This window comes from Vreelandella andesensis, from assembly GCF_003989795.1.
Taxonomy (GTDB): domain Bacteria; phylum Pseudomonadota; class Gammaproteobacteria; order Pseudomonadales; family Halomonadaceae; genus Vreelandella; species Vreelandella andesensis.
This window is the reverse complement of record NZ_RZHG01000019.1, coordinates 208,188-221,700: the sequence shown is the minus strand read 5'-3', so window position 1 is coordinate 221,700 and position 13,513 is coordinate 208,188. Positions and strand designations below refer to the sequence as shown.

The 13,513-nt window shown below is 48.5% G+C and carries 12 protein-coding genes and 1 pseudogene; 8 read left to right on the top strand and 5 right to left on the bottom strand.

The genetic code is table 11. The annotated features are described in order from the left end of the window. The first annotated feature begins 2 nt into the window (after window positions 1-2). Complete coding sequence (locus ELY33_RS10620) at window positions 3-1,778, top strand: recombinase family protein (RefSeq protein WP_126947812.1); 1,776 nt, start codon at window positions 3-5, stop codon at window positions 1,776-1,778. A 48-nt stretch (window positions 1,779-1,826) separates the two neighbouring features. On the opposite strand, the gene ELY33_RS10615 is transcribed toward ELY33_RS10620, so the two are convergent. Then, on the bottom strand, window positions 1,827-2,102 hold the full coding sequence (locus ELY33_RS10615) for a hypothetical protein (RefSeq protein ID WP_126947810.1): 276 nt from the start codon (window positions 2,100-2,102) through the stop codon (window positions 1,827-1,829). A 711-nt stretch (window positions 2,103-2,813) separates the two neighbouring features. Continuing rightward, window positions 2,814-3,449, bottom strand: coding sequence for a recombinase family protein (locus ELY33_RS10610; protein WP_126947808.1), 636 nt, complete (start codon window positions 3,447-3,449; stop codon window positions 2,814-2,816). A 523-nt stretch (window positions 3,450-3,972) separates the two neighbouring features. Here ELY33_RS10610 and ELY33_RS10605 point away from each other — a divergent pair. Next, window positions 3,973-4,971 carry a VRR-NUC domain-containing protein gene (locus tag ELY33_RS10605; protein ID WP_126947806.1) on the top strand — a complete coding sequence of 333 codons (999 nt, stop codon included), beginning with the start codon at window positions 3,973-3,975 and terminating at the stop codon, window positions 4,969-4,971. Window positions 4,972-5,140: 169 nt separating this feature from the next. Next, window positions 5,141-6,013: pseudogene (locus ELY33_RS10600) on the top strand (YifB family Mg chelatase-like AAA ATPase); the annotation flags it as partial. Here ELY33_RS10600 and ELY33_RS10595 read toward each other — a convergent pair. Beyond that, window positions 6,010-6,978 carry an alpha/beta hydrolase gene (locus ELY33_RS10595; protein ID WP_126947804.1) on the bottom strand — a complete coding sequence of 323 codons (969 nt, stop codon included), beginning with the start codon at window positions 6,976-6,978 and terminating at the stop codon, window positions 6,010-6,012. The pseudogene ELY33_RS10600 and the gene ELY33_RS10595 overlap by 4 nt on opposite strands. Window positions 6,979-7,184: 206 nt before the next feature. Between ELY33_RS10595 and ELY33_RS10590 the strand changes: the two genes are divergently transcribed. Both ELY33_RS10590 and ELY33_RS10585 read left to right on the top strand, forming a co-directional pair. After that, complete coding sequence (locus tag ELY33_RS10590; protein WP_126947802.1) at window positions 7,185-9,359, top strand: malate synthase G; 2,175 nt, start codon at window positions 7,185-7,187, stop codon at window positions 9,357-9,359. Window positions 9,360-9,427: 68 nt separating this feature from the next. Then, a complete protein-coding gene (locus tag ELY33_RS10585; protein WP_126947800.1) occupies window positions 9,428-9,862 on the top strand; it encodes a PaaI family thioesterase in 435 nt (144 codons plus the stop codon). On the opposite strand, the gene ELY33_RS10580 is transcribed toward ELY33_RS10585, so the two are convergent. Further along, on the bottom strand, window positions 9,859-10,236 hold the full coding sequence (locus ELY33_RS10580) for a DUF423 domain-containing protein (RefSeq protein WP_126947798.1): 378 nt from the start codon (window positions 10,234-10,236) through the stop codon (window positions 9,859-9,861). The genes ELY33_RS10585 and ELY33_RS10580 overlap by 4 nt on opposite strands. Window positions 10,237-10,452: 216 nt before the next feature. On the opposite strand from ELY33_RS10580, the gene thiS reads away from it, so the two are divergent. The 3 genes from thiS to trmB are packed head-to-tail and all read left to right on the top strand — an operon-like array spanning window position 10,453 to window position 12,292. Beyond that, entirely contained in the window at window positions 10,453-10,674 is a 222-nt protein-coding gene (thiS, locus tag ELY33_RS10575) for a sulfur carrier protein ThiS (protein WP_126947796.1), read from the top strand. A gap of 40 nt (window positions 10,675-10,714) precedes the next feature. Next, on the top strand, window positions 10,715-11,509 hold the full coding sequence (locus tag ELY33_RS10570; protein ID WP_126947794.1) for a thiazole synthase: 795 nt from the start codon (window positions 10,715-10,717) through the stop codon (window positions 11,507-11,509). A 12-nt stretch (window positions 11,510-11,521) separates the two neighbouring features. After that, window positions 11,522-12,292: a tRNA (guanosine(46)-N7)-methyltransferase TrmB gene (trmB, locus tag ELY33_RS10565; protein ID WP_126947792.1), complete on the top strand. Its 771-nt coding sequence runs from the start codon at window positions 11,522-11,524 to the stop codon at window positions 12,290-12,292. A 29-nt stretch (window positions 12,293-12,321) separates the two neighbouring features. Here trmB and ELY33_RS10560 read toward each other — a convergent pair whose 3' ends face one another. Beyond that, window positions 12,322-13,323 carry a 2-hydroxyacid dehydrogenase gene (locus tag ELY33_RS10560; protein WP_126947790.1) on the bottom strand — a complete coding sequence of 334 codons (1,002 nt, stop codon included), beginning with the start codon at window positions 13,321-13,323 and terminating at the stop codon, window positions 12,322-12,324. Between the last annotated feature and the right edge of the window lie 190 nt (window positions 13,324-13,513).

Here is a 13,513-nt window from a genome sequence, read left to right as displayed (position 1 = left end):
GCATGACAAAGGCGTACAGCTACATACGATTCAGCAGCAAAGCTCAGGCCAGCGGTGACAGCCTCAGAAGGCAGACCGTTGGCGCTCAAGAGTTCGCCAAGAAACACGGCCTAGAGCTTGTTGAGACTGGCTACTCTGACTTGGGTGTCTCAGGCTACAGAGGGGAAAATGCTTCCGAAGGGGCATTAGGTGAATTCATAAAGGCAATTGACGCGGGAAAAATTGAAAAAGGGTCTTACCTGATTGTAGAGTCGCTTGACCGCCTAAGTAGAGAAAAACCTAATCTAGCATTAACTCATTTTCTAGGAATAATTAACAAAGGCGTTAATATAGCAACACTTACCGATGGCCAGATTTATCGAGAAAATTCAGAAACTATAGCAATGGAACTTTTTGGCTCTTTGATGGTTATGAGTCGTGCTCACGAAGAATCAAAGACAAAAGCTGAAAGGATAAAACAAGTTTGGAAAAACAAAAGAGATGAAGCACAGAAAAGCAAGAAGCCTTACACAGCAATGTGTCCTGCTTGGATCAAGAAAACATACGATAAATATGAACTTATTGAAGAAAGAGCAAGAGTAATACAAGAAATATTCGAAATGTCTGAAAAAGGATCAGGCGCATCAAGCATAACAAGACACTTAAACAATACAGAAACTCCAACTTTTGGCAGAAGCGATTTTTGGCATACAAGTTACATCAAAAAAATACTTAACAACAAATCAACCTATGGAGCCATGCAGCCAAAAAAAGGTGTCTGGAATGAGAATAACAACAAGTACATTTATGAAGAAGATGGCGATCCTATAGAAGAATTCTATCCAGCAGCTATAACGAAAGAAAAATTCTATTCAGCAAAATCAAAAAAATTAAGGCCAAAAACAAGAGGGCGAAGTGGAGAGCGCTTTAGTAATCTGTTTAAAGGTATAATAAAATGTGGCTACTGCGGTTCACCAGTACACTATATAAACAAAGGTTCTAAACCAAAAGGAGGCACTTACCTTAGATGCTCAATGTCTCGATCGGGCGGTAAATGCGATGCTATATCTATGCCTTACTTAGCCGCTGAAGAATCACTATTAGGCTTGCTGTCTAATCTTAACTATATGGAGCTAGTTCCAGAGCAAAGCAATATTCAAAAAAAAAGAGCCTCAACGCAAGCACGCATTGAGACTCTAAGGGGAACTTTAGAAGAAATTGAGATCAGCTTAACTAGGTTTACGAACATTATAGCAAGCACCGACAACCCGCCTAGTACAATCCTGGCCTCCATAACTCAAAAAGAAGGAGAAAGGGAAGCAACTCTAAAATCAATAGATAATGAAGAAGAGTCATTACTACAAATTGAAGATCTACAAGAGACTGCACTAAAAGCAAATGAAGTAGCTGTAGGCATTATTACTGAAGTATTGTGCTATGATGCTGCTGACACAATCGAAGCTAAAATTAAGAGTAAAGAGCTAAGGGAACAACTAAACTTTTTCTTCAAAAAATACATATCAGAAATTGAAATGTACGACCATTTACTAACCATTCACTTTCATCATAACGAAGACTATGAATCAATTGACTTCCATATAATAAAACATGGTCAACATCGTATCTGGCAAGGCTCATCTGAAGGTCAGTTAATTGGAGTTTCAATTTTAAGAATTAAAGAAAGCATTGAAAATATTTTGTCAGGAAGCCCAAGAGATAAAGAATCCGAAGAAGTCTATAAAAGGCTTATTTCACTAGGAATGATTAAAGACTTTTCTGGTTCTGAAATCGATGATTAGAAAGAAGGCTTTTATTTTCAATGGGGTATCTTGATGAGGCTAAGGCTTTTACGCTGCTTGGTCTCCTACATGAGAATCTAACTGGCTTTCAAATGCTGCATCAATGTGCTCGATAAGATTCTTCCTAGCTTCAGCTAATGACAACGGAACTACATCTGCTTGTCGATCATTTGTTCGATACTGACTAATTGTTGATTCTCGAATATCGAATACTAATGCAATCATCCTGGGTGGAAGCCCGGATTCAACCAATGTTTTCACCGTTGATACTAACTTAGCGTCTTTTCGTGCATTGGTTTTCTTACCATCTGAACGCTTTTTCATCTGAATAACTCCTGAGATTTGAATACATAAAAAAACCAGAGAAAATCATTAGTATACTAAAATACAAACCAATTATGTTATTTCTATATTGATTTATATCTAAAGCTACTAAGGATAAACTAAAGTTGTTATTAAGAGGTGTCTAATTTGATGCTTTAGGAAACTCAAGTGTTATGCCCCCCTACCCCCCACAACATATTTTTTATGTAGGAGAGTAGGAATAACACTTGGTCACTTAAGCACTTGATGCTTTGAGGTTCCCAGCGTTTGGATTGACTTATTTTAATTGGCTCAATCCATAGCGTTGTAGCTACTGCCCCACCAATTCATAATGAATGTTAATCACAATCATATGGGGGCTGCAAGCTTTTTTGAGAATAAATATCATTCGCTATGAGATTACTATTGGTTCTTATTGCATTGACTTATAGTTCTTATGGTTAGTGTTAAATTTACAATAGCTTAACCTAAACCAGCCTATAGCGAGAGAGGTGTTTATCCCAATGTAAGCCTTGTAATGCAACGGTTGATGGATTTAGGAAAAATACCCCCCAGGGTTTTGTAGGGGGCTAGTGTTTAACACTTTTTTTGAGGCCACTTAGAAAGCTATCTAAAAGACCTTCTAATGCCGTCATAGAGGCCGTGTAATCAATTTTAATGGGGCACCCTATACCTACCTAGAGGGTATCCAACAAAAGCTCTTAAACCCTCTTAAGTAGCGACACTATTTTGATCTTCCTTGATCTTCTTTGAGACTTTTGCAACCAAAGCACGACTACATGAGACAGATTCTATAATTTCGTTATACGAATGACCGCTTTTAAGCATTGCCTTAACTGCATTCTGTTTTTTGGTATCTTCTTGGCGACCTTTGAACTTGCCTAACTGCTTTGCTTTCTCGATACCTTGAACTTGTCTACGTCGTCTATCTTCGTAGTCTTTTCTTGCTGTAGCTGCTAATAGATCCAAAAGCATACCATTTACCGCCTGCATAACGGCACTGGTGAAACCTTGAGACTCATTCAGTAGAGCATGAGAAGTTGGAAGCTCAGGAGAAACGATTTTTAAGCCTTTCGCGTTAATTAGCTGCTTAAGCTGTTGCCAATCATCTTGGTTCAAGCGTGCTAATCGGTCTATTTGCTCAACAAGTAGAATATCGCCAGCGCCAGCTTCCGATAGTAGTCGCATAAGCTCAGGGCGCTCCAACGTAGAGCCTGAAGCGTTCTCGCTGTAATAGGTCGCTATAGCAAAACCATGTTGTTCAGCAAAATCTTGAAGCTGGCGCTTTGCTCTATTAGCGTCTTGGTCAGTAGTGCTGGCGCGTAGGTAAGCTCTAACGATAGTCATCACGAGTAGCCTTAGTCTGTTTTAAGTGGTTTCGTTATTAAAGTCTGTTATGGGTGGTCTGTCAATAGAATTAAAGTGGCTTCTAGGCATCTTTAACTGGTCTTCTTGAGGTATACCTTCATCAGCTTCAGTATTCCCCTAGCGCCAGCACGTAAAAATGAAAAGCAGAGACTACCCAGTAGGGTACATAGGGCTAGAGTCGTTTAGTTTGATTCCCTTGGTTGTACGCTGTTAAATAAGGCCGTGTAAGCCACGTTTATAGGGTACCTCTCTCAGTACCTTTCAGCTCAATATATAGCGACTCAGATAGGTACTCATAGATGGCAACCGCCCGCCTCTCAAAAGAAAGGTTTCATCTGAGGATTCTACAACCGCATCACCAGAAGACTTTCACTTGGCTAAGCAAATTTTTTCTCTATAGGATGATTTAGATATAACTGTTGATAACTTGATGTCAGGTTAATTTCACTGCCATTCTTTAAAAATGTAGCCTTAATGCTTTCATTCCGTTGGAGTACTTCTCATGAGTAGATATAAATATGAATTAGATAGATTTTTTCTTGGTGACGAGCCTGACATAGGCCTCCTATTTGGTTCAACCGGCGGCAATTATCGGAACTTAATTATTGACTTTTATGCTAACTACAAACCACCTATCGAGGTAATAACTCCGCTTATAGCCTTGCTCAAAGGAATGACCTCTATTAAGACAGACGACCTTCTTTTAGAAAAACTTCAGCCATTTGAATACTTTAAGAATGGAGGAAATCTCTCTGAAGCAGGTGCTTCAAAAACATTAAGCTTTTTCCCGCTAGAAGAACAGTGTAATCGGATTGGCATACCGATTAAAACTATCGATTGTAATTTCAATAGCGGTAGCTCAGATCTTTTTTTTATTGAACGACTAAGAAAAGAAGGTAAGATTGCCGTTAAAGAAGAGGGCAACTTTAGTTCAAATATAATAGGTGCATATATATTAGCTATGGAAGATAAATTTCTATCTAGTGATTTGATAAGCCAAATTACAAATATAGAAAAAATGTGCGGTAACCAATCGTACAAGTTATATCTTTTTGGCGACATATATCATTCAGTTATATCAAGATCGCTATTGCCTTCAAACATGAACCAAGAAGAGTACACTATACAAAAACAAAAAAAAGCTAAAGATATATTTTATGAAGGAATCAGCACAGTAAGCCATAAAGATTTTATGTATAATCTCAACTACCTTCTAGAGAGCAACTCACTAAAATATGACAACAAAGAGAAACATAATACAAAAACACTAATAAATTCGATTGGGGCACAAACGACTAAAGACTTAGCGATTTATCTCTCGAACTTAAATGGTGGCTTACCTGACGTGCTGTACCTCAGCGACAACGATATAGTTTTATCAGAAGTAAAAGCAAAGAAAGATAAATTACGTTACAGTCAAATTGTTTTTTTTAAAGACGCTAAGGCTCAAGACAAAGCTCCTCTAAAGAATATAAGATTCGAAACTATATATTTAAAGTGACATCCAATTTTCCCAACATCATTAAAAATCAATGAAATTTCTCAAAAAAATTAATTATTCATTGGCATTTATCTATAAATAACCCTTTATAAGACTTCATCTTCATCATCAAATTGCTGCCAAAACTCAAATCCAGGATTAGCTCTATAATATATGGGGTTTAAATAGCCACAATTTGCTGTTAGCTGGACCTCCTGGCACCGGTAAAACCATGCTCGCTAGCCGCTTGCCTGGCATTTTGCCGCCGCTTTCCGAAGAGGATGCACTGCAAGTGGCCGCTGTACGCTCGGTATGTGGGCTACCCCTAGAAGCAGACTGGGGCCAGCGGCCGTTTCGTCAGCCCCACCATAGCGCCAGCGCCGCCGCACTGGTGGGCGGGGGCTCAAAACCCAAACCAGGGGAAATCTCGCTGGCTCACCACGGCGCACTGTTTCTAGATGAGCTGCCAGAGTTTTCCCGCAACGTATTAGAAGTTTTACGGCAGCCACTGGAAACGGGGGAGATTCACCTCTCACGCGCTAACCATGAGCGCCGCTACCCAGCGCAGTTCCAGCTCGTTGCTGCCATGAACCCCTGCCCCTGTGGTCACCTGGGCGACCCGCGCCAGCGCTGCCAATGCAGTGCCAGCCAAATCCAGCGCTATCAAGCACGGCTTTCTGGCCCGCTGCTAGACCGCATTGACCTACAGGTAGAAGTGCCCGCCTTGCCGCCTGAACAGCTCACCGCCCAAACCCAGGGTGAACCTTCCAGTGCAGTACGCGAGCGGGTGATGGCCGCCCGAGAGCGGCAGATGTCGCGGGGCGCACTCAACAGTCAACTCAGCGGCAAGGCCCTGGAAGCCGCCTGCGCGCTGAATGATGATGAACGCGCTTGGTTAGCAGGCGTATTAGAAAAGCTTAAACTCTCTGCCCGCGCCTACCACCGCGTCCTGCGAGTCGCGCTCACCCTGGCCGACCTGCAAGGCGAACCCAAGCCCACCCAACCGCACTTTATCGAAGCCATCGGCTACCGACAGTTGGATAGGTTGCTGAGGGGAGCCTAGTGAACATTTTCAACAAAGTTATCTAACGCATCGAAGAGCACTTGGCGTATCGGCTCGGCTTCATTAACTAAGTGGTGGCGGGCTTCTGGGTGGCGGAGGATCTCGGCATTGGGGAACTTCTCTTTTAATACCATCAGGTTCCACTCCCAATCGACGGTTAAGTCCTGTTCGCCCTGCAAAATAAGCGTAGGCAACGGGTTGGGGGCCAGCGCCAGTAAACGCGGCATCCAGCGTCGCATGGCGGTAATCCACATAACACTTAACCGTTCCGGTTGAAGTGGGTCTTGGTCGCGCAGAAACATCGTAAACTGCTCATCGGTGGAGTTGGGGCGATACTTTCTTGGCAGGTCTTTTAGAAACGGGCTGGCAATAAGGTGCAGCCAACTGGATTGACTCCAGCGCCAGGGGCGCACCAACGGCGCCAGTAGCACAATAGCGGCCCAGCCTGCCGCTTCACGGCGGGTCAGTGCGTCGGTCGCTAATATGGCGGCCCCGGTGCTCTGCCCCACGCCTAGCCACGGCTTTGGTGCCATCCTCTTAATTTGCAATGTCGCCTGCAAGTGCGCAAGGCAGTGCTGGTAGTCGTCAAAATCTTCAATTTCAGCCCGCGGGCCGCTGGAAAGACCGTGGCCAGGAAGGTCCCACAATACCACTCGCCACCCTTTGGCCAGCAGGCAACCGAGCAAATGACGGTAAAGGCCTAGATGATCAAAGTAGCCGTGAATCACAAACGCGGTACCAGTAGGGACAGGTGGGCTCCATACTTGGCACCAAAGGGCAAAGCGTCCAGTATCAATAAATCCCGCGTGCACCTCGCTGGTGTCGTTTAATAGCGTTTCTAAACCATAGTGGCGAAAATAGTCATGCACGGCGTCCGTTAGCGCATCGCCCGGCCTAAGTCGGGAGAGCGAGGATTCGCCTGCTGCTTGCCGAAACAAGCCTTCCAGGTGTTGGAAATTATGCATTAACGTCTCTCCATGAACGCCACCTATTCGTTGGCTGAATGGCAGCGAAGACCACTGTCGCTCTCATCATTTGGTCGAGCATTATGCTGCTTTACGGCATCGGCTGTTTACATGCCCGCGCAGTTGTGGAAGTATTTTCCATAAATATACCTTTACCCTGACCGTGGCACGATAATATCCCACGGGCACCTTGACAGGAGAACCCCATGAGCGAGCGTATCACGCGTCACCGTTTACAAGTGTCAGCAGACCTGGACCGCTTCATCAATGAACAGGCTCTGCCGGGCACTGGTGTCAACGAAAGCACCTTTTGGGCCGGCGTTGACGCCTTGTTCCATGAGCTGACACCAAAGAACCGTCAGTTGCTTGAAGAACGCGACGCGCTTCAAGAAAAGCTGGATACCTGGCACCGCGAAAACCCAGGTCCGGTTAGCGATATGCCGGCTTATCGCAGCTTCTTAAAAGAAGCAGGCTACCTGGTTGATGCACCCAACAGTGTTAAAACCACGACGGCCAATGTGGATCGCGAAGTGGCTGTTCAAGCAGGCCCACAGCTGGTCGTACCCGTCAGCAACGCCCGCTATGCACTGAATGCCGCTAATGCTCGCTGGGGCAGCTTGTATGATGCCCTGTACGGCACCGATGCGATTTCTGAGGAAGACGGCGCTGAGAAAGGCACTAGCTTCAACCCAAAGCGTGGCCAAAAAGTTATCGCTTATGCTCGCGGCGTTCTTGATCGTGCAGCCCCATTGGCCACGGGCTCTCACCGTGATGCAGTGAAATACGTGATTCGTGACGAGCACTTGGTCGTTACGCTGGAAGGCGGACGTGAAACCGGCCTGAAAGATTCGGGCAAGCTGATCGGCTTTAACGGCGACGCATCCGCACCGGAAGCAATCCTGCTCGCCAACAACGGTCTGCATCTGGAAATCCAGATCGACGACAGCCATCCGATCGGCAAAACAGACCCCGCACACGTGAAAGATGTGGTCGTGGAAGCGGCGCTGACCGCGATTATGGATTGCGAAGACTCCATCGCTGCGGTCGACTCTGAAGATAAAGTCGGTGTTTACAGCAACTGGCTTGGCCTGATGAAGGGCGACCTGGAAGAGAATATCGACAAGGGGGGCAAGACCTTCAAGCGGACGCTGCACGCTGATCGTACTTGGCAAACTACCGATGGCAACACCGTTAAACTGCCCGGCCGTTCGCTGATGTTCGTGCGCAACGTAGGCCATCTGATGACCACGCCTGCTATCCTGGACGAAAACGGCAACGAACTGCCGGAAGGTATTTTAGACGCGGTAGTGACCTCGCTGCTGGCGCTGCACGACCTGAAAAAAGACGCCGACCAACCGCGCAACTCGCGCACCGGCTCCGTTTACATCGTGAAGCCGAAGATGCACGGCCCGAAGGAAGTCGCGTTTGCCAACGAGCTGTTTGGTCGCGTTGAAGACATTCTGGGCATGAGCCGTGACACCCTGAAAATGGGCATCATGGATGAAGAACGCCGCACCACCGTCAACTTGAAGGCGTGTATTGCTGAAGCAGCTTCTCGCGTTGTGTTCATCAACACTGGCTTCCTTGACCGCACCGGTGACGAAATGCACACCGCCATGGAAGCAGGCCCGATGGTTCGCAAAGGCGATATGAAGAGCGCTGCGTGGATCATTGCCTACGAGAAGAACAACGTGCAAGTAGGCTTAGCCTGTGGCCTACGTGGCCGTGCTCAAATCGGTAAAGGCATGTGGGCGATGCCCGACCTGATGCATAACATGCTAGAGCAGAAAATTGGTCATCCAAAGGCCGGTGCCAACACCGCCTGGGTACCCTCCCCAACGGCCGCTACGCTGCATGCGCTTCACTACCACCAAGTCAACGTAACGGACGTTCAGCGCGAGCTGGAAGCTCAGGGCGAGCCCGACTTTTTAGATGACCTGCTCACTGTGCCTGTGGCGGAAAACACGAACTGGTCTGATGAAGAAATTCAGCAAGAACTAGATAACAACTGCCAAGGCATTCTGGGCTATGTAGTGCGCTGGGTTGAGCATGGCGTAGGCTGTTCGAAAGTGCCGGACATCCATAACGTAGGCCTGATGGAAGACCGTGCTACATTGCGTATTTCCAGCCAGCATATTGCCAACTGGCTACACCACGGCATTGTCGACGCGCCGCGGGTAGAAGAAACCCTTAAGCGGATGGCTAAAGTGGTTGATAAGCAGAATGCTGACGACCCCACGTATACCGCGATGAGCGCCGACTTCGAAGACTCTACCGCCTTTAAAGCCGCCTCCGACTTGGTGTTCAAGGGCCGCGTACAGCCTTCGGGTTACACCGAACCGCTACTTCACGCATGGCGTCAGGTGCACAAAGCGAAGTAAACTCGCTTTACCGCGCAATCAGCCTCGAGGCGTATGCCTCGGGGCTTTTTTAATCGAGGATAACAATAATGACCGTAATGACCGCCGAACAAATTGAACACTTTTTAGATGAGGTGTTTCCCCAGCGGATGGGCAGAATTGAAAGCGTGGGCGAAATGCGTGCCACAATGCGTTTAACGGTGGGTTATGAGCATCTGCGCCCTGGCCCGCGTGTTTCTGGACCCACGATGATGGGCTTTGCCGACGTGGCGCTGTATGTCGCCATACTGGCTCAGATCGGCCCCGAAGCCATGGCAGTCACTAGTGATTTAAACTGCCACTTCCTGCGCGCTGCTTCTGGCGAGCACGATATTGTTGCTCACGCCAAACTCATAAAGTTAGGCCGCCGTTTAGCCGTAGGCGAAGTACAGATTTTTTCTGCTAGCGATGACACTAAGCCGGTTGCGCATATTACGGCAAGCTACGCGTTGCCAGACAATCCAACTGGTCAGCCTCCGCGCTAACGGCTAAGCAGCGCAGTGACGGCTAAGCCTAACCAGCCTGCTATCAACAGCAAACCACCGATGGGCGTCACAATACCAACGCTAAGCCCCACTAAGGCCATCAGGTAAAGCGAGCCGGAAAACGCAATGATGCCCAACGTCCATAGCGCTAGCACAATGGGCTGCCCTGGCTGCGGACACTGGCTTCGCCAAGCCAGCACCGCTAGCATAGCCAACGTATGCCACGCTTGGTAACGCACGCCGGTTTCAACGATGTCGACCATGGCAGCACTGGTACGCGATGCCAACCCGTGAGCCGCATAGGCCCCCAATATCACCATTAATGCCCCTGAGAGGGCTACTAAACACCACCAAAGCCTGTCTGCTCGCTGCATGCGTTACTCCTGTTTATAAGCACTCATTATAAGTACTCGTCATAAGTACTCGTCATAAGTACTCGTCATAAGTACTGATTATAAATACCCATTACAAATACTGGTTATGAGCACTTGATATTTCACTGAGATGATTAACGTTGTCACATACCTTGAACAGTGCGAAACCGCTACAATAGGCAATATTTTGCTTCACCGAATGGGACACCTACCGTTATGTCTACTCCTAATGAGTCGATACAACTGACGCTCAATGGCGAATCGCATACGTTGGCAGCCGGACTTAGCGCCGCCGATTTGATCGAGCAATTAGGCCTGGCCGGGCGCCGTATTGCCGTGGAAATTAACGAACAGATCGTGCCCAAAAGCCAGCTTGCGCAAACACATTTAGCCAATGGCGACCAAATAGAAGTCGTTCATGCCATCGGCGGCGGCTAGCGTAGTCCGTCACCCGTTTTTGTTTTCACAAGGAACCGCTATGACGCCACTGACTGATACACCGTTTACCGTTGCTGGACGTGAGTTCAGCTCCCGCCTACTGGTGGGTACTGGCAAGTACAAAGACTTTACCGAGACCGGCGCGGCCATTGCCCAAAGCGGCGCGGAAATTGTTACCTTTGCCGTACGCCGCACCAACCTAGGTCAGGATGCCGATGCGCCTAATCTCCTCGATGTGGTTTCCCCTCAGCGCTACACATTGCTGCCCAACACCGCCGGCTGCTACAACGCCAAAGACGCTGTGCGCACCTGCCGCTTGGCACGTGAGTTGTTAGATGGCCATAACTTAGTCAAGTTGGAAGTACTCGGCGACGATCACACGCTCTACCCCAATGTGGTCGAGACGTTAAAAGCCGCCGAAACACTGTTGGCTGACGGTTTCGACGTGATGGTGTACACCAGCGACGACCCCATTGTGGCACGTGAATTAGAAGCGATGGGCTGCTGCGCTATCATGCCGCTAGGGTCACTGATTGGCTCGGGGCACGGCATTCAAAACCCGCACAATGTACGTCTAATTGTTGAACAAAGCAGCGTGCCCGTATTGGTCGATGCGGGTATTGGCACCGCGTCTGATGCCGCCATGGCAATGGAGCTAGGGTGTGATGGCGTGCTGCTCAACACCGCGATTGCTCACGCCCGCGACCCAATACGTATGGCTAACGCCATGAAGCTGGCCGTAGAAGCTGGCCGCGATGCCTTCTTAGCGGGCCGTATGCCACGCCGCCAGAACGCTGACCCTTCTTCGCCTTTTGCAGGCCGAATTAACGGCTGATACAGAGACACCATGACCGATACGAACGACACCACGCCCGAAGAAAGCACCCCTGGCCTTGAAAGCGCTGCCACTGGCCCTGAAAGCGTTGATGCCCCGCTGCATCGGCGGGGAATTAAAAGCTACGTCATTCGCGCAGGACGCATGACCCCAGCGCAAAACCGTGGTTTAGAAGATGTTTGGCCACGCTTAGGGCTAACCATTGCCGATGGACGTCAGGATTTAGACACCCTATTTGGCCGCCAGGCACCGCGCGTGGTAGAAATTGGCTTTGGTATGGGCAACTCACTTATCGAGCAGGCTGAACGCCACCCAGAGACAGACTTTATTGGTATCGAGGTACACGCGCCTGGCGTGGGCAAGCTGCTGGATGAAGTGGACAAGCGCGGCCTGACCAATCTCCGCGTTTACCGCGAAGATGCTTTGGCGGTACTTGAACAGTGCCTACCAGAAGATTCGTTGACCACGCTACAACTGTTTTTTCCGGATCCATGGCCGAAAAAGAAGCATCACAAACGACGTATTGTGCAGCCCGCGTTTGTTGAACTTATTCGCACACGCTTGAAGCTTGGCGGCAACTTCCACATGGCGACGGACTGGGAAGCCTACGCCGAGTGGATGGCGGAGGTGATGGACGCCGCGCCTGGCTACGCGAATTCCGCCAGCGCAGACACAGCACCTTACGTACCGCGGCCAGACTTTCGCCCTCTCACCAAGTTTGAAGCCCGCGGTGAAAAGCTTGGCCACGGCGTGTGGGATCTAATCTACCGCCGTGACGTTTAAAAAAGCACTAAAAGGCAACTAAGCGTCGTTTACGTTTGCTTATCGTAAACGACGCGATGCAACGTACCGGTACCACTTTCAAAAGCATCAATATTTGCCAACGTGGTCTCGGCGATGTTGGTCAACGCCTCGGCGGTAAAAAATGCCTGATGCCCAGTGATCAACACGTTGTGAAAAGTCGTCAAGCGCATGAACTGATCGTCATCGATCACCTTATAGGACAGGTCTTCGAAAAACAGCTGCTCCTCTTCTTCGTAGACATCCAGCCCCAGGCGGCCAATATGGCCGCTTTTTAACCCAGCAATCACCGCCTGAGTGTCCACCACTCGCCCGCGCCCAGTATTAATCAGCATCACGCCTTGTTTCATCTGGGCAATAGCATCGGCGTTAATCAAGTGATCGGTATCCGGTGTTAGCGGGCAGTGCAACGAGATTATATCCGCCTGAGCGTAGAGTGACGCCAGCGGTACGTATTCCACAAACGGCTCAGCATTCGGGTTCGGAAAAGGGTCACTGGCAACCACTCGGCAGCCAAAGCCATGCATGATATTGGCGAAAATAAGCCCAATATTTCCAGTACCAATCACACCTACGGTTTTACCAAACAAATCAAACCCCAATAGGCCATCCAGAGCGAAGTTACCCTCGCGTACCCGATTGTAGGCGCGATATGTCATCCTATTAAGACTCATCACCAGCGCTACCGCGTGCTCCGCCACCGCGTGGGGCGAATAAGCAGGCACCCGCACTACGGTAATTCCCAGCCGCTCGGCGGCTGCCAAGTCAACATGGTTAAACCCAGCCGAGCGCAGCGCCACCAACCGTGTACCGCTCGCATGTAGCTGCTCCAGTACATCTGCGTACAAGTGATCATTTACAAAAGCGCATACGGCTTCAAACCTTTTCGCGAGGGGGGCCGTATCGACACTCAGTCGCACGTCAAAGAAGCTTAATTCGTGTCGATTCGCGGAATTGGCACGGGTAAGGAAAGTTTGGTCATAAGGCTTAGCGCTAAAAACGGCAACGCGCATGGCAGTGCTCCTGGCTTTGAATGAAAAGTCAGCATAGGCAATCTACCTATTGTCTGCCTTAACAGCACAAAAGTACTCACAGAGATCAAGGAAAGGTATTACTAAAAAAAGAAAGCCGCTCCAACGGAGCGGCAAAAGACCGTGACTAGCAATGAGAGGGAGAAACCATGACAGAAAACTGGGCGATCTT